At 41.3% G+C, this 17,213-nt stretch carries 13 protein-coding genes and 1 pseudogene; 1 reads left to right on the plus strand and 13 read right to left on the minus strand.

Annotated elements, in window-relative coordinates; translation table 11 throughout:
• Nucleotides 1-96 precede the first annotated feature (96 nt).
• The 6 genes from queE to trmFO all read right to left on the minus strand — a co-directional run bounded on the left by queE (nucleotide 97) and on the right by trmFO (nucleotide 5,698).
• Nucleotides 97-813, minus strand: coding sequence for a 7-carboxy-7-deazaguanine synthase QueE (gene queE / locus STRCR_RS07590; RefSeq protein ID WP_040804580.1), 717 nt, complete (start codon nucleotides 811-813; stop codon nucleotides 97-99).
• Complete coding sequence (queD, locus tag STRCR_RS07595; protein WP_004226047.1) at nucleotides 810-1,256, minus strand: 6-carboxytetrahydropterin synthase QueD; 447 nt, start codon at nucleotides 1,254-1,256, stop codon at nucleotides 810-812. Before queD ends, queE begins: the two co-directional genes overlap by 4 nt.
• Nucleotides 1,256-1,909 carry a 7-cyano-7-deazaguanine synthase QueC gene (gene queC / locus STRCR_RS07600; protein WP_004226077.1) on the minus strand — a complete coding sequence of 218 codons (654 nt, stop codon included), beginning with the start codon at nucleotides 1,907-1,909 and terminating at the stop codon, nucleotides 1,256-1,258. The genes queD and queC overlap by 1 nt, the downstream gene beginning before the upstream one ends.
• 494 nt (nucleotides 1,910-2,403) lie before the next feature.
• Nucleotides 2,404-3,006, minus strand: coding sequence for a hypothetical protein (locus tag STRCR_RS07605; RefSeq protein ID WP_004229932.1), 603 nt, complete (start codon nucleotides 3,004-3,006; stop codon nucleotides 2,404-2,406).
• Between the two features lie 66 nt (nucleotides 3,007-3,072).
• The gene (locus tag STRCR_RS07610) at nucleotides 3,073-4,206 is read right to left on the minus strand and encodes an AI-2E family transporter (protein WP_004228875.1); all 1,134 of its coding nucleotides are present in this window, start codon (nucleotides 4,204-4,206) and stop codon (nucleotides 3,073-3,075) included.
• A 160-nt stretch (nucleotides 4,207-4,366) separates the two neighbouring features.
• Nucleotides 4,367-5,698, minus strand: coding sequence for a methylenetetrahydrofolate--tRNA-(uracil(54)-C(5))-methyltransferase (FADH(2)-oxidizing) TrmFO (gene trmFO, locus STRCR_RS07615; RefSeq protein ID WP_004227166.1), 1,332 nt, complete (start codon nucleotides 5,696-5,698; stop codon nucleotides 4,367-4,369).
• A gap of 400 nt (nucleotides 5,699-6,098) precedes the next feature.
• On the opposite strand from trmFO, the pseudogene STRCR_RS11785 reads away from it, so the two are divergent.
• Nucleotides 6,099-7,389 (plus strand): annotated as a pseudogene (locus tag STRCR_RS11785) (IS4 family transposase).
• A 164-nt stretch (nucleotides 7,390-7,553) separates the two neighbouring features.
• Here the strand turns inward: STRCR_RS11785 and STRCR_RS07630 are convergent.
• The 7 genes from STRCR_RS07630 to STRCR_RS07660 form a co-directional block, all read right to left on the minus strand.
• On the minus strand, nucleotides 7,554-9,446 hold the full coding sequence (locus tag STRCR_RS07630) for an ABC transporter permease (protein ID WP_234944261.1): 1,893 nt from the start codon (nucleotides 9,444-9,446) through the stop codon (nucleotides 7,554-7,556).
• Complete coding sequence (locus STRCR_RS07635; protein WP_004225255.1) at nucleotides 9,427-10,182, minus strand: ABC transporter ATP-binding protein; 756 nt, start codon at nucleotides 10,180-10,182, stop codon at nucleotides 9,427-9,429. The genes STRCR_RS07630 and STRCR_RS07635 overlap by 20 nt, the downstream gene beginning before the upstream one ends.
• A gap of 427 nt (nucleotides 10,183-10,609) precedes the next feature.
• Nucleotides 10,610-11,599 (minus strand): sensor histidine kinase, encoded by a 990-nt coding sequence (locus STRCR_RS07640; RefSeq protein WP_004228529.1) that lies wholly within the window; start codon nucleotides 11,597-11,599, stop codon nucleotides 10,610-10,612.
• A complete protein-coding gene (locus tag STRCR_RS07645; protein ID WP_004227622.1) occupies nucleotides 11,589-12,275 on the minus strand; it encodes a response regulator transcription factor in 687 nt (228 codons plus the stop codon). Before STRCR_RS07645 ends, STRCR_RS07640 begins: the two co-directional genes overlap by 11 nt.
• 415 nt (nucleotides 12,276-12,690) lie before the next feature.
• Nucleotides 12,691-13,164 carry a GNAT family N-acetyltransferase gene (locus tag STRCR_RS07650; RefSeq protein ID WP_004229429.1) on the minus strand — a complete coding sequence of 158 codons (474 nt, stop codon included), beginning with the start codon at nucleotides 13,162-13,164 and terminating at the stop codon, nucleotides 12,691-12,693.
• Between the two features lie 387 nt (nucleotides 13,165-13,551).
• Complete coding sequence (locus STRCR_RS07655) at nucleotides 13,552-15,363, minus strand: carbohydrate-binding domain-containing protein (RefSeq protein ID WP_004225999.1); 1,812 nt, start codon at nucleotides 15,361-15,363, stop codon at nucleotides 13,552-13,554.
• 309 nt (nucleotides 15,364-15,672) lie between these two features.
• Complete coding sequence (locus STRCR_RS07660; protein WP_004227082.1) at nucleotides 15,673-17,112, minus strand: glycoside hydrolase family 1 protein; 1,440 nt, start codon at nucleotides 17,110-17,112, stop codon at nucleotides 15,673-15,675.
• Nucleotides 17,113-17,213 lie beyond the last annotated feature (101 nt).

Genomic DNA, 17,213 nt, shown 5'->3' on the forward strand with positions numbered 1-17,213 from the left:
CTTTCTGTTTGATATTTTGTTAATTAATGGTGAGGGTACTTGGCCGTTCTACTTCTCAGCTATTAGGCTGGTTTGAAAGGCAGACCCCAAAAGATTCTAGACCCCTCTTTGGTTGTCATAAACTAGGGTGTGGAGTTGGGGCAGAACTCGGACGTTTCCCCAATTATCATCTTTGGCAACCTTGTCCCACAGAGCATGCAGCCGATCCAATTGATGGCGGACAATATCTCCTTGGGCCTTGGGTTCAGGATTGCCAACTGATAGGTAGAGGACATCAGGCTGGTAGCGGGCTTGGATTTTTTTAGCGAAAGCTAAATCTTCATCGTTAAAGATAGGAATCTTGTAGGTTACTTTTTCAGGATCCAACCTCCCCACAATAAAGTCCAAGGTTTCCATATTAACGTCCATCTTGCTGGAGGGTGGTTTGGGACTGAGGGTCACCTGATCGATATCCAACAGCCAATCCTGCCAGCGAGATCCTTGAGTTTCGACAGCTAGAGTGACATCGCGCTCTTTGAGCTTGTGGACTAATTCAGCCATATTAGCTGCCTGAAGGCAGGGATTGCCGCCCGAAAGGGTGACATAATCATAGGTTCCCAACTTGTCTAGCTCGGCGATGACTTGGTCCGTCGTCATAGGTGTAGCTTTTTCAGAACCATCCCATGTAAAGGCAGAATCGCACCAATCGCAATGGTAGTCACAGCCGCCTGTCCGAATAAACATGGTTTTTTGGCCGATAGCCCGTCCTTCTCCTTGAAAAGTGGGGCCAAAAATTTCCAAGATCGGTAGCTTGAGGTCGCGCTTTTTTCTCATGTCAGGTCCCATCCCCTTCTAAATTCGGCATAGGAGCTAGGGGTTTCATAGAGCCGAACATATTCCATCCGGAGGTCATGCTGATCAGGGAGGTGGGCTTCTACTGTCTTATAAATCCAATAGACCATATTTTCTGCCGTCGTATTCATATAAGGCAGGCTTTCGTTGAGATAGCGATGATCCAGTTGAGGCTCTAAGTGCTCCTTGTAAATGGACTTGAGGTCGCCGAAATCATAGACCATGCCCCGTTCATCTAGCATTCCGCTGACAGCAATTTGCAAGCGATAGGTATGACCGTGGAGGAATTTGCACTTACCCTCATATTGGAAGAGATGGTGGGCCGCATCGAAGGTAAATTCTTTGGAAACCAGCACCCGTTTTGGGGCGTAAATTAGAGATTTATTAGGGACTTCCTTCTTGATTTCTTTAGGAGTAAAAAACATCAGGCTTCACCTCTTCTTGCTAGGTAGGTATCTAAGCCATGCTGACGGAGTTTGCAGGCAGGACACTCTCCGCAGCCGGTCCCCATAACTCCATTGTAGCATGTTAGGGTCTTGTCTTTTACGTAGTCGAAAGCTCCTAACTGATCAGCCAATGCCCAAGTTTCTGCCTTATCTAACCACATCAGAGGTGTTTGAATCACAAAATCATAATCCATGGCTAAATTGAGGGTAACATTGAGGGATTTGACAAAAGCATCACGGCAATCAGGGTAGCCTGAAAAGTCAGTTTCGCAAACACCTGTCACGATATCGGTAATGCCCTTTTGTTTTGCAAGGACAGCCGCAAAAGAGAGAAACAGATGATTGCGGCCATCGACAAAAGTATTAGGGACTTCTCCTTCTTGAGCTTCGATTTCTATGTCAGAGGTTAAGGCATTATTCGTTATTTGGCCCAAGAGAGACATGTCAAGAATGTGATGCTCGATTTCTAAGTCTTTAGCAATTCCCTTAGCGACTTCAACTTCTTGACTGTGACGCTGACCGTAGGCAAAGGTTACGGCTTCGACGTGGTCATAGTGCCTGAGTGCCCAAAAAAGGCAAGTGGTAGAATCCTGACCGCCAGAAAAGACGACTAGGGCGGATTGACGTTTCATATTTTTCCTCCAAGTATTGTGACTGCATAAGAAAAAGCCCTTACCAAACGGTAAAAGCCACTAAAATAACACTTTGCTAGGTTTTTTTTAGTGATGGCTTTTCCCAAACATCAATATTTATGCTTCCTTATCTTAGCATGTTGTCAGTTTTAATTCAAGTTTTTCTTATGATTCTCTCGTGCTTAATGATTGGTTTAATTAGGTAAATTTTGATACCTGTTTACTCCGCAAACTCCAAAGTTGTCACTTAAAAAAAGAGAGTGGGAAAAATCGATTTTTTATATAAATTGACTTCTGTCCCACCTCCGCACAGTTGATTAGGATGGCCGCTAACACTTTGCGGAGTAGTTAAACAGTCCGGTGGACTGTTTAAGGGGGTGCCTGAAAATGGGACTGCACCCCAAGATAAGGACCCCCAACCACTGCGTCAAGCTGTTATTACTGCAAAAATAGAAGGCTGGAATACTTTTTCCCAGCCTCTTCTTATCTTATTTCTAGTGACGATCTTTGCGAGAACGGCGTCCGACTGGCTTTGGTACTTCCAGATAGTCGTCATCGTCACTTGTTTTAGTAACCTTGTCAGCTCTTCTTGTAGGAAGTTCTTCTAATTCAGTATCAACTGCTGTACTATCTTTATCAGACTCACCTTCTTCATCATAATCATCTCTAAATTCAGTTGAAACGTGACGGCGTCTAGTTCGACTCGCTTCTTTTTCTTCGCGTTCCGAACTCCGATGACGAGGTGTTTCTTCCTCATCTTCTTCATGACGACGGCGTCTATGATGGGAGCTGTCATTCACTCGGCGACTGTCTTGTTCCTGATCGTTTTTTGTCGCTTTGAAGAAATGGATCAAAAGTCCTAGGAAGAAAACGATTTGTAGCGCTAGCCAAATCGCAAAGATAAAGATGAGTTTTTGCACTGGGCTATCAAGCGATGCTAACTTACCCGTTTTATTGGTGAAGTGTACCCCAATCTGGGTTGCTAATTCCTGAATATGCCAAGCCTCAATCATTAACCAGACAAATAAGGCTAGGGAAACTAACAAAGCTAAGATAACGAGAATCCGCTGTAAAATATTTTTCGTACGTTTTGACATAACCTGTCCAACTTTCTTAGAAAATCTTTTACCATTATAACACGATTGAGCCTATTAGGAAAGGGGTTACAGGGCTTGATTGCTCCTCTGCTCCTCTTTAGCCCTCTTATTATACACGTGATTTCTAATCAGCTTATAGATTGTTGCAGCTGTTGGAACAGCAACCAGCATACCTAAGATACCCCAGAGGGAGGCGCCGATAGTGATGACCAAGATAACCCACATAGGTGGCAGACCGATTGAATGGCCAACAACACGGGGATAAATCAGGTTACCTTCAAACTGTTGCAGGATAACAAGGAAGACAACAAAGAAAATTGCCTTAGGAATGGATAGGGTCATAATCAGGATAGCACCGATTGAGAGGCCGATATAGGCCCCGACAACTGGAATAAGGGCAGTAAAACCGACTAAAATACCAACCGTTCCGGCGTATGGGATTTTGAAAATCAACATGCCTAAGGCACAGAGACTGCCCAAAATCATGGCTTCCAAAGTCTGGCCGACGAAGAAGCCGTGAAAACTTTCGTGGGTAATCCGTCTGACATAGTGGAATTTCTCCTCGTACTTGGGCAAATAGGCATGAACTAACATGTTTCCCTGACGGCCCAATTTCTCTTTGCCTGCCAAAACATAGATTGAAAAAACAAAGCTGATAAAGAGAGAAACAAGGCCTGAAGCTAGACTCGTTGCTGATGTCAGAAGGCCGCTCAGAATACCAATCACAGTTGTTGAAATCTGTTTATTGTACTTATTTAGCAAACTCGAAGCACTCTTGTTCAAATCAATATGGAAATAGTGCATCAGTCGCTGAACATTGGAATCCTTTTGGACATGATTGAACAATTTACCCAGCCCCTCGAAATCAATCGCTAGCAGCGCTTTTAAACTAGTGATAAGATCTGGTAGGACAATTGAGAAAATTAAGAAGATGGCAATAACAAACGTTAAGTAGGACAGGATTAAACTGATGGCTCTCCTTCCTGGGATATCGCGTCCTAGAATTTTCCTCAGCAGATGCTCATAGCCTGACATGACAATATTGATGATATAGGCCATTCCGGCACCGGCTAAAAAGGGGAGGCTGGCTCGATAAATCGTCAGGAGGATTCTCTGTCCCAGCGACCAATAAGTAACGGTGGCATAGATTAATGCTATCACAAGAAAGAGATAGCCAAAATGTCTCTTGGTTAATTTCATAGGTCTTATTATAGCTCAAAAAGTTAGTGAGCTCAAGCAGGCTTTATATCTAGCTGTAAAAAAAAGATCAGCCTCGATAGGCTGAACTCTTGTGCTGGTGATTGCTTTGTCTCGTTCGCTGATTTCAAGGGTGAAATTGATCTGAAATACAGGTTTTTTCTTAGAGGGACAGCTTGAATAGATCCTCTAAAGCACGCTGGGCGATTTTTTCATAGCGCTCCTTCTTATCACGGATACGCGGACCTTCCAATTCCTTGATGATACCGAAATTAACATTCATCGGCTGGAAGTGCTTGCTGTCGGTGTGGGTCACGTAATGAGGGAGACTGCCTATAGCTGTCGTCTCTGGGAAAATCAAAGGAGTCTCGTTATTGAACAAACGAACCGCATTGATACCCGCGACAAGTCCAGAAGCTGCTGATTCAACATAGCCCTCTACCCCAGTCATCTGACCCGCAAAGAAGAGATTGGGATTTTTACGGGACTGGAAGGTTTGAGTTAAAAGATTTGGCGAATCCATGTAAGAATTGCGGTGCATGACGCCATAACGGACAAACTCTGCATTTTCAAGTCCGGGAATCATCTGGAAAACACGCTTTTGTTCTCCCCATTTAAGATGGGTCTGGAAGCCAACGATATTGTAGAGACTTCCTGCTGCATTATCCTGACGGAGCTGTACGACTGCGTAAGGCGTCTTATACTCTCCATCACGTGGCCCTTTGTAGTCGTCTGGGTATTCCAGGCCAACTGGTTTCATCGGTCCATAGAGCATGGTTTTAATGCCCCGTTTGGCCATGACCTCAATCGGCATACAGCCCTCAAAGTATTTTTCTTTTTCAAACTCATTGAGCGGAGCTTCTTCTGCTGTAATCAAGGCTTCATAGAAAGCTGTAAACTGCTCCTTGTTCATTGGAGAATTCAGATAGGCAGCTTCTCCCTTGTCATAACGTGATTTGAGATAGACCAAGTCCATATTGATGGTGTTCACATCAACAATCGGTGCGGCTGCATCATAAAAGTAAAAACCTTCCCCACCATTGAGTTCGTGAATTTTTTTCGCTAAAGCATCAGATGTCAATGGACCTGTTGCGATAACTGTAATAATATCATCGGGGATTTCTGTAATTTCCTCGCGAATGACTTCTATCAAGGGATGATTTTCGATTTCAGCCGTCACTGCCTCAGCATAACCCTCGCGATCTACTGCCATAGCGCCTCCTGCTGGTACACGGTGAGCTTCACCATTACGCATAATAATGGAATCCAAGCGTCGCATTTCTTCTTTGAGCAGGCCGACAGCATTGGTCAGACTATCTCCACGGAAGGAATTGGAACAAACCAATTCAGCAAAGTTTGCTGTCTTATGCTGGGGTGTTGGCTTAATGCCACGCATTTCATAGAGTTTAACCGGAATGCCGCGCTTAGCAATCTGGTAGGCTGCTTCTGAACCTGCCAAGCCCGCTCCGATAACATTGATGTAAGATTGAGACAAAACTAATACCTCTTTGCTAGGGATTCCTAGCTCAAATCTTTCTAAAAAATATAGCTTAAGTATATCAAAAAAAGCTTATTTAAGCGAGTCAGCTCACTAAACTCAACTCTATCAAAGAGTAACTTAAAAAGAGAGTGGGGACAAAAATCGGTAAATCGTAATGACATTACGATTTCGATTTTGTCGTCCCACCTCCGCATAGTTGATTAGGATGGCCGCTATCACTTGCAAGGCAAGGGATAAGGACCTCCAATCAACCACTGCGTCAAACTGCTATATCTTAAATAAATTAAATGAGGCAGGACTTTTGTCCAATGTCATTAAGTTAAGAGACACTATTTCGTTTTAGGGATAGCGTCCCTTTTTTTTCTGTGCTAAACTAAGGTCAAAGGGGGGGATGATGTTGACCACAATCAAAAACAACCTGTTGGACAGTATTCAAACCATCAGTGACCAACGCCATCAATTTGTCACTCATCCTGACAAGACCCTTACTCGCAACAGAGCCTTAACTTTCGACACGTTTCTTCGCACCATTCTAAGTATGGGAGGTCAGTCATTGGCCAAAGAATTGCTCGACACTCATCTATCGGTTTCTAATGCCGCCTTCGTCCAGAGACGCTATGCTATAAACTCTAGGACTTTCTATGAACTCTTTCGTGACTTTACAGTTAAAATTCCTCAAGCCGATACGATACCGGTTTTAGCTGTAGATAGCAGTGATGTCTGTATTCCCAGAAATCCCAATGATGGCTCAACGATCATACGGACTCATAAATCTGGCCGATCCTATAATGTCATCCACCTTAATGCCCTATTTGATCTCCATCGCGGCATTTATGTCGATGTCTGCTCTCAGGATAAACGACAGGCTAATGAGCAAGCTGGCTTGATTCACATGATGCAGGCCTCTCCCTTTCCAGACAGCCCTCTTGATCATGGATCGCGGTTATGAGAGCCATAACCTTATGGCTCATTGTCAGGAAAAGAACTGGTTTTACATCATGCGGATCAAAGATGGAAAAATGGGGATAAAGTCAGGACTAGACTTGCCTCAGTCGTCTTCTTTTGATGTAGACTGTCGGCTTAAACTCTGTCGGAAACAAACCAAAGAATGGAAAACTTATTATAAAGATTATCCCAATCAGTATCGCTATATTCCTTATTCGGCAACCTTTGATTTCTTACCAGCTAAAAATCGAAAAAAGAATCCTGCACAGGTCTATGAGCTAGCGTTTCGGGTCGTCCGGCTTAAGATTTCTTCTGGTCATTATGAAACATTACTCACCAATACGGACTATCCCCCTGACCAACTTAAAAAGCTCTATGCCAGCAGATGGGGCATAGAGACCAGTTTTCGTGACCTAAAATACAGTATCGGCCTGGTTAACTTTCACGCTAAAAAGAAGGAAGGGATTCTCCAAGAACTGTTGGCCAGAGTTATCAACTATAATTTTTGTCAATGGCTGGTATCGGCTATCCCCATCAAACCGTCTCGCGGCCAATACAGCTATAAGATCTGTTTCTCTGATGCCGCTTATGGCTGTCGCCAATTCTTTAGGGGAATCTTGTCTTCCTTCCAGTTGGAAGCTTTTCTGAGACGGCATGTTTCTGTCATCCGACCGAATCGCTCATTTGACCGACGACTACGAGCGCAATCTTCCGTAAGCTTCACCTATAGAGTACCATAATTTCAACGACTTAGGGGATAATCTCTTCTTTAGTGTACACAAAAATAACCAGCTGAGGGCCGAAACGGTGACATCGCAGACTCTCAGTTGGTTAATAGAAACTAGTCTTAGCTTAACTTAATGACATTGGACTTTTGTCCCAGCCTCTTGATAAGTTTTACAAACTAACCATTTGTCTCATAGATACTATTAAATACTTGCTTTTGGTATTTGTTCCTGACGATAAGATATAAGATAATTTCTATGACGGTACACACACCATAGCAGATAAAAGCTAATTCAGTATAAGACGTTAGGGTAATCTGATTGATAATAATCACAAAGAGCCCAGATATTCCGAGGGCAATTGCAAATGGCGCTAGAAACAGCCATCTAAGCGTACTTGCTGTAACAGCTTTTAAACGTGATTGGCTTAGGCCAATCTTCATCATGATGCTATACTTCTTACTTTCTTCCTCTAGAGCAGAATAGAGTCTTGAGTAGATAATGCTGGCCATTCCGATTAAAAAGGAGACGCATAAAATACTGCCGACATAAGAGACTAACTTTCTGGTTAAACTTTCATTGTCATAATACATATAATACGATATCAAGGTCTCTTTTCCTTTTTCAAATCCGATCGCTTTCTCCAGTTCTTCCATTTTTCCTGCCTTATCCTCTTGATAGCGGACTTGGTCAAAAGCATAGATAGTGTCTTTAGTTAATGTCTGGGATAGCTCTTCATATTTTTTATCTGAAACAACAGTAACACTTGTAAAATAGCCTGATAAGGCAATCACTCTCTTATCTAAGCCATTTTTCTTTGTGATGTGATAATCTGCCAATTTTTCTCTAACATTATCTGGTAAAACTGGCGCTGCTTTACCATCAACTCCGACCAGAAAATAGCTGTCGTCTGTAAGGTTGAGCTTATTTCTATGCAAAAAGTCAGCGACTGCATTGTACATGGTATTGGATAGGATAATATGTCTGGTTGTTCTAAGGTTACTTTTTAGCTGAGCATAGTCAATAGTCAGCTGTTTAAAGTCATCAGTCTCGGATAATGTTTTAGAAAGGGTATCTGCCTTTTTAGCGCTCTTTGCTTGATTTTCCCAATTAGCGTACATATAAGAGTAAGGAACTACTTTTTTTGTGTCCTGCGCAATATTTCTAGGTGCTCCAACGATATAAACGAGAGAAGTTAAGACGATACTAAATAAAATCATAACGCCGGTCATCGTTTTGATATTCGTATTGATTTTGTATTTAAAATCGCTCACCGTTACCAAGTTCTGCTTGCTATACAGCCGTCCGCTCTTTTTCATGACAGAGGCATAGATGGTAAAGATAAGATAGCAGATAAAGTAGGTGCTGCTCACATAAGATAATAAATCTAATACATAGATAAAAATTGACGGTGTCTCACCAGAGATTAAATGCAAATATACGGTTAGGGGTAAAATTAATACGATAGCTAGCAAGGATAGGATAAAATGATTTTTTTCCGTCACTTCTTCTTTTTTTAGAAGAACGATGATTTCTTTCTTTCTCAGAATGACTGGAGCAAGTAGGGCTACAACTAAGAATAAGCTTCCCATGAACACTATGGTTAGTAAGACTGCCACCAGCGGAAAGTAAAAGTGAAGGTCTAATCTGCCTATCATTTGTTGCGCTAGCATTAAGAAGAGCTTAGAAAAAATAATTCCCATGATAATCCCTGAAATCATGGCTGACGTTGACAGAATCATATTTTCAAGGAAAATCAGCTTACTAAACTGTTTCTTGCTGGCTCCGATAATATTTAAGATGGCAAATTGCTTGCTTCGGATTTTCAAAAAATTGCCTACTGAATACAGAATCAGAACAAAGGCAAAAGCTACGGAGACGATACGCGTTAGAAACAGGACGAGACCAATCGTACCACTTGAATCCACAATGGCTAAGGCTGGATGCTGGGCCAAGGTTGTAAAGAGAAAGAAGATAAAGACAGAAAAAGTACAGCTTAGAAAATGGTATAAATAGGTTCTAAAGTCTCTTTTTATATTATTTAGTGCAAAATCAAATAGTGTCACTGTCATCACCTCCAAGCAGGCTCATCGTATTCAAAATTTCTTTTCGATAGATTTCAGCGTTATTTCTGTTGATGATTTTCATATAAATGTTGCCATCTTTTATGATATAAGTCTTATCACAGTAAGCTGCAATGTTAGGGTCATGAGTTACCATGATAATCGTTACCTTCATGGATTCATTTAACTTTTTAAAAAGCTTCATCACATCTCGGGCTGATTTCGAATCTAAATTTCCGGTAGGTTCATCTGCCAGTAAAATTGATGGATTGTTTATGACAGCTCTGGCGATAGCTACCCGCTGCGCCTGCCCACCTGAAATTTCATAAGTCCTTTTATTGAGCAAATGGGAAATACCTAAAAATTCGCTGATTTGCTCAAGCTTTGTTCTCATACTATCCAAGGGGACATTGTCTAATGTGAGTGGCAGAATAATATTTTCTCCTACCGTTAAAGTGTTGATCAAGTTAAACTGTTGAAAGACAAAGCCCAATTCTTTTCTTCTGAAGGTTGATAGCTGTTCATCATTCATGTCATAAGGATTGCGTCCGGCAATGAAAACAGAACCTCCCGTAGGTTTATCAATGGTTGATATGGCATTTAAAAAGGTACTTTTCCCACTTCCGCTGGGACCCATTATGGCGATAAATTCTCCTTCTGCCACTTCCATATTGATATCGTTTAAGGCTTTGAAAGAGACCTTTCCCTTGTATGTTTTTTCTAAATTTGAAACTGTTAGTATCATGTTATGCTTCCTTTCAAAATGATTATTAACGAGGTTGATACAAAAGTTCTCGGCCTTATTTATTTTGTCAATTTTATATGCAAGGCACAGTGGTTGGGAGAAAGACTTGTTGGTTTTGCCAAGAAGTCTTTCTCCTGCACAGTTTATTAGGTGCTTTAGCACCAATGAACCACTGCTGATTGGTGGTCTTTATTCTTGGGGCGCATTCTTATTTTTAGGCGCCCCCTTAACTACCACGCAAGTGATAACAGCCAACCTAATCAACTGTGCGGAGGTGATACAACGAAATCAAATTCTTTGAATGATTGATTTCTGTCACATTCTCATTTATCTTTTGCAAGTATAGTTTACCAAGTAGGGCTTAAACCAAAAATCCGATAACATGACAGAATCTTACAGTTTTGTCATGTTATCGGATAGGGGTTCTCTAAAATCTTATCGTCATTGTGGTTCCTTTATTTACTTGGGAGTTTACCTCTACATCATGTCCCAAATGCTCGACAACCCTTTTGACAATATAGAGACCAATTCCGCTTGAATCAGCAGTGTTTCTTCCGTTTTTTCCTACATAGAACAAGTCAAAAATATTTTGCAAGTCAGCTTTTTCGATTCCAATCCCCTCATCTCTAACAGACAAGAAAACATGATCTCCTTCTCTTTTGGCACAAACTGTTATTGTTTGTCCCTTACCGCTGTATTTTATAGCATTTGTCAGAAGTTGATGAATAATCAATTTCAGCCATTTCGAATCCGAATAGACATAAATGGTGTCATCAACGGCTAATTTAGGGTAAATCCCTGATGTGATGAAATAATCTTTCAACCCATTGATAGTATCCCGGCAGATTTCTTTTAAGAATACCTTTTCGGAGACAAAATCATTCTTAAAGTCATCTAACCTATAGATGTCTAACATCTGATTTAAGTCATACTCAATCGTACTGATATTCCTTCGTATCTTTTGATACTCAGCTGTATCATGCAGATTTTCACTAGTTAGTCTTAATACCGACAGCGGGGTCTTTATTTGGTGTACAAATCTGTATACCATAACCTTTTGTAATTTTTTATCTTGCTTTTGCTTTATTTCTTTTAAACTATTATTTGTAATCAGGCCATCAATCATCTGATTAAAGGTCTCTTCAAATAGACTTCTCGGTTCTGGAATTAAGTAGTCGTTTAAGCCATCACTTTTCAGCAGTAATTTTTCATAGACCCGCACTCTTTTATAGAATCTAATGATAACTAAAATGAGCAAAATCACAAAGACTAGAAAGCTAAAATAAAAAATCTCTTCAAGCCATATTCCTTTAAGATAAAACAACAATCCAAAGAAAAGAACCTGGGTTAAAAAACTAGCCAAAAACAGAGGAGCACAGTCTGCAATGAATAATTTTAGGACACTTTTACGCTTCATATTCCACCTTATAGCCCATACCTCTCACGGTTGTGACTTTTAATCGTGAGTTCAAATCTTTCAGCTTCTTTCTAACCCTGCTAATCGTTACATTCAGCGTATTTTCTTCGACAAAAAGCTCGCTGTCCCAGATGCCCGACAGCAACTTTTCACGACTAATCACGTTTGGATAACTGTCAAACAAAAGTTCTATTAAGATAGCTTCATTTTTAGATAAATCCATTTGATTATCCTGACACATCAAGGTAAATCTGAGTTTGTTAAAGGCACAATCTCCACAGACAATGTCAGTTTCATTATGAGCATATTCACCATAGGCTCGCCGCAACTGTGAATTAACCTTGGCGAGCAATAAGTCATGTGAAAAAGGTTTAATAAGGTAATCATCTCCTCCGCTCATAATAGCTCTGACTTGGTCAGTATCTTCTTTTCTTGCAGACATAAAGATGATAGGAACCTTGGTTATTTTTCTAATCTCACTACACCAATAAAAACCGTCGTAATAAGGAATGTTAATGTCCAGCAAAACCAGATGCGGGGCATATTCTTCAACAAATTTATCAATATGCCTAAATTCCTTACAAATTAGCACCTCAAAACCATACCTAACAAGGTGTTCTTTGATACTTGTTGCCAGATCTGAATCATCTTCAACCATTCCTATTTTAAATACCATATAGCTCTCCTTCATTCATTACGTTACCGGCAAGATATTTCGTTGTTTATTAGGCTTGTTCGAAAACTAAGGCCTTTCATAATTGATAATGCCATAAACCAACTCAGCTTAACCATTTTAAATGTTCTGAGCAACGTTTTAGGGCTTTTCGTATGCGGTTTTCATGAGTGTAACATACCAGTTTCGGTTACCGAACAAATCTATTATACAATAATTTAACCCAAATGAAACCGCTCTACTAGGGAAACCAGCCGCGGAGGGTTAGGTTCCATACCTCCTACCCTATCAATTGACTTTTGATCAATTGTAGCGTTTTGAATACGTAAAAAAGAAGGCCAAGCTGACCTTCCCTCACTGTTAACGATGAACAACAGTGCTTCCTCAATTAACCTATATTTTATCAATAATTCATCTATTAGCTTCTTAGTCCAGCCTTCCTCTCACACTTCATAGTATATTTGAGATTGGGCGTTTCGAATACTTTATCGATTTTAAATCCAAGTTTATCATAAAGCTTCTTGGCATTTTGGTTGAAATCAAAAACAGTTAAGGTAATACTTTTTATGTTTGCATTCTCAAAAATGAGATTCATAAATCTGCTCAGTGCTTCTTTTCCAAGCCCCATTCCTGTTTTTTGGGGGTCTAATACGAATCTCCCTATGTGTATATTATTGCTTTTAACCTCCACTTTTTGTATCACACCTATAAATTCATCATCATTGAAGATTGAAAATATATTTTCTAATTGTTTTATCTTGTCATCATTCAATGGATAAGAAATCTGCGGTCCCATCCATTGCTCTTGGAAGTCCTTTCCCTCTTTATTAGACCACTCACATAACAGCAAAGCATGGTCTTTATTTATCCCTTCTTCAAATCTGATAGTCATCTCACACCCCCACATAAGTTCAAAATATTTGTGCTGTTATCCCCACTCTGTAGCGCTCTCACACAAACTGTTACAATCTTTTACTCACAGCATCTCTGTTCAGCTCTGCTTTACCTTCCCTGCAACTGAAAACAATTTATCCATTAGCCGATGCGCTCGAACATTTTCGAGAAAAATAAAAGGTCCAAAAAACGGTTAGTTTTACTTATAGGGTACCATAATTGAAGGATAAAAACCTTTCTTTAGTGCGCTCAAAAATAGCCCAAGCTAAAAAACTATTCCATTTTATGTCGAAAAATCAACACTTTGGAATAGTTTCTTTTACTTTAGTACCTTAGTTGACTGATATTATAAAATACCAGTGTTTTTGATTCCCGTATAAAAACATTAATGATTATCCTCTGGCGGTGTTCCGCTTCCAGGGAAGGCCGGATGATGGCCGTTGGGTAAGAGAGGAATCGTATCTTTAGGAATATCACGGCGAATTTCTGGATGAGGAGTTGTTTCTTTGGTTGCCCTTACCTTTGCCGGATGACCATCAGCTGTTGTAATGGTGTAAGTCTTTCCTTCCTTGAGGTCTTTACTCGAGTAGACAACATTATCAAAATCAACCTCAGCCTTGGTTTCGGCCACCACTTCGCCATTTTCATCTATAACGGTAATAGTATCACCGGCTAATCCTGAGATGATACCGATAATATAGGCCTGCTTGGTTCCTGTTGAGAAGCCTTGGGCAAATCCCATGTGTCCAATTCCCCAGATAGTGCCGCCAGAAGCCAGACCGATACCATCGTAGTCAATGGCTGAGCTGTAATCAGTCTTAGACTGAATCTTAAGATTACCGCCAGTAACAGTTAAATTACCATTGGAGTCCACACCATCATCATAGCCAATGCCACTAACATCGGCACCAGAGAGAATGATAGCGACGTCGTTTTTAATATCAGATGGACTGTTGGTCAACTGAGAGAGGTCGGCATCGTCCTTGGCTGTCCACTCAGTAGCATTGATGACATCATCACCGGAATCAATGGTGATAGTCCCTTTTTTCAGTTCAACATGGCGGCCTTCAATCCCTTCGGAATCAGACTTAATGGTTATAGTCGTAGAGCCTTTAACAGTTACTTCGTCGTTAGCTGTGATGCCTTTACTTGCGGCTGTGATGTTCACGGTTGAATCTTTGATTTTGAGATCACCGGCATTAACATCGGTATCATCGCTGACTTGAATACCATCGTCACCAGCGGTAATCGCGATGTTGGATTCTTTGATGCTCACCTCTGTTTGGGCATTGATACCGTCTTTCGTAGCTGAATTCAGATTTAGATTAACTTCTTTAGCCTCGAGTCCTTTCGCTTTAATAGCATGTGACTCGGAACTGGTCAATGTCAGGGTACTTTTTTTCTTACCAGTAATGAAGAGTGCTCCACCCGCTTCAATCGTGGCTTCAGACGATGACAGGGAGCTATCCGCTGAAACCTTGATGGCCAAATCTCCTGCAGAAGAAATAGTTGATTCCGTCAAATTGACAGCCTTGAGTTTCAGTTTGACCTTTCCTGTTACACCGTCAGCTACTGCAATATGGTAGCCATTGGCAGAACCCGTTAAGGTGTAGGTGCCAGCAGCTGAAATAGTGACATTTTGACCATCAATAGTGACACGAGATGATGACGACTGTGCAGCAGCATCGCTGAATGCAATGGTTGTTTTGTCCTCTTCGTCGTCGCCATCGTTATCCTCATCGTATTTTTTACTGTAGGCTACAGCATTGTCAGACGATTCTGTATTTTCATCCCCCTCTTCTTCATCTTCCTCTGATTCGTTATCTTCTTCTTCCTCATCATCGGACACGGTTTGCCTATCGTTAAACAGAGCTGCTTGGTTTTCTGTCTGTTCCTTTGTTTCATTGACTGGCTGCTCTTCTGTTTGGTCAGAATCACCAGAGAGAGCACGGTCTGCAGCTGCCGCTTGCTGATCCTCTGTTGTTTGCGAAAGGCCATCGGGACTAGCGGTTTCTGTAACCTTGTCTTCTGGTGCAGTGGCATGATCATCGGCTGAAACCGTTTGACCAGCTCCCAATATGATCAGCGTTCCCGCTAAGATAATCCCTGCTAAGAGACCTTTAGATGAGCGACGCTTAATCCCATGCCCTTTAGCGTTTGCAAAGTTCTGACGGTTAAATAAATAATTTTTGTTCATACTACTTCATAAACCTCCTAAATATTGAAAAGTTGAACGTCGTCTAAATGCTACAATGTTAATACTGCCATTGTAGACAGTGCCCATTGTAGCAACAAATCGTAAACTTAACAAATATTTAAAGTAATCTCAGCTATTAAATCTAACGAAATTAAGACCGCCAAGTCCAGAAAAACTCGGATGGGCGGGGAAACTCACTATTAGTTAATCTAAGAGGCAATCTTGCAATTCTAGCCAAAAAACATCCCAGATGTCAGATACTCTATCTAACATTTGGGATGCTATTCAAATTTCTTTTATCAATGAGTATTAATCAAAGAGGGAGGCACCGTTGGTTGCAATGACTTCCTTATACCAATTGAAGGATTTCTTCTTATAACGCGCTAGGCTGCCGCTGCCATCATCGTTGCGGTCCACATAGATGAAACCGTAGCGTTTGCTGAGTTGGGCTGTGGAAGCTGAAACAAGGTCAATTGGTCCCCAAGTGGTGTAGCCAAGAAGTTCGACACCATCTTTCAAGGCTTCGCCGACTTGAACTAAATGCTTTTGTAGGTAGTCAATGCGGTAGTCATCTTCGACAGTTGGACCATTAGGACCATCCACTAAGACATCCTTGGCGCCCAGACCGTTCTCAACGATGAAGAGCGGCAACTGATAGCGATCGTAGAAATGATTGAGAACAAGTCGGAGACCAACTGGGTCGATCTGCCAGCCCCATTCAGATGCTTCTAGGTAAGGATTGTTGATGCCTCCCATAATATTTCCGCGGCCTGAGTTGTAGTTTTCAGGGTCATGCGCTTGAGCGACACTCATGTAATAAGAGAAAGAAATAAAATCAACAGTATTTTTGAGAATTTCCTCGTCCTCTGGTGCAAATTGAATCTCGATGTTATTTTCTTCAAAATAGCGCTTGATATAGTTTGGATATTTTCCACGCGCGTGAATATCTGAGAAGAGATAGTTTTGATTTTCAAAATCACGAACAGCCAACTGATCCAACGGATTTGACGTCATAGGATAGGCTGGCATGGCAAGAACCATGCAGCCAATTTTGAAATCTGGATTGATTTCATGACCGACCTTGGTGGCTAAAGCTGAAGCCACTAATTCGTGATGGGCGGCTTGGTAGAGGTCCTGTTTGCTGAGCTCTTCAACTGGTGTGGCAATACCGCCTGACATAAATGGCGCGTGGAGGACAGAGTTAACTTCGTTGAAGGTCAGCCAGTATTTTACCTTATCCTTATAGCGGGTAAAAACTGTGCGGGCATAACGTTCGTAGAAGCCGATCAAGTCACGGCTTGCCCAGCCATTGTACTGGCGCGCCAAGTGCAGAGGCGTTTCATAGTGAGAGAGGGTCACTAGGGGTTCAATGCCATACTTAGCCAATTCGTCAAAAACATCATCGTAAAATTGCAAACCAGCCTCGTTAGGCTCAGTTTCGTCACCATTTGGAAAAATTCGGCTCCAAGCGATGGACAGACGGAAAACTTTGAAGCCCATTTCAGCAAAAAGAGCAATATCTTCCTTATAGCGGTGGTAAAAATCGATGCCTTCCAGTTTTAGATTATCCTTGGTTGGCTCCTCAGTAATCAAGGGATTGAGATCGCCTTCTTGTGCGGGAATCCCACCTTGTGGAGTGACGTCTTGGACCGACAATCCTTTGCCGTCCACATTGTAAGCCCCTTCGAATTGGTTGGCAGCAGTTGCTCCGCCCCAGAGGAAATTCTTTGGAAAAATATTTTTAGTCATATCCTAACACTCCTATTTTCTTGATAATTATAGTATAAATGGTTATTTAGGAAATCTCTGACATTATTATCGGAAAATATGATACTATCCTATGAATCTAT

This window comes from Streptococcus criceti HS-6 (genome assembly GCF_000187975.2).
GTDB lineage: Bacteria > Bacillota > Bacilli > Lactobacillales > Streptococcaceae > Streptococcus > Streptococcus criceti.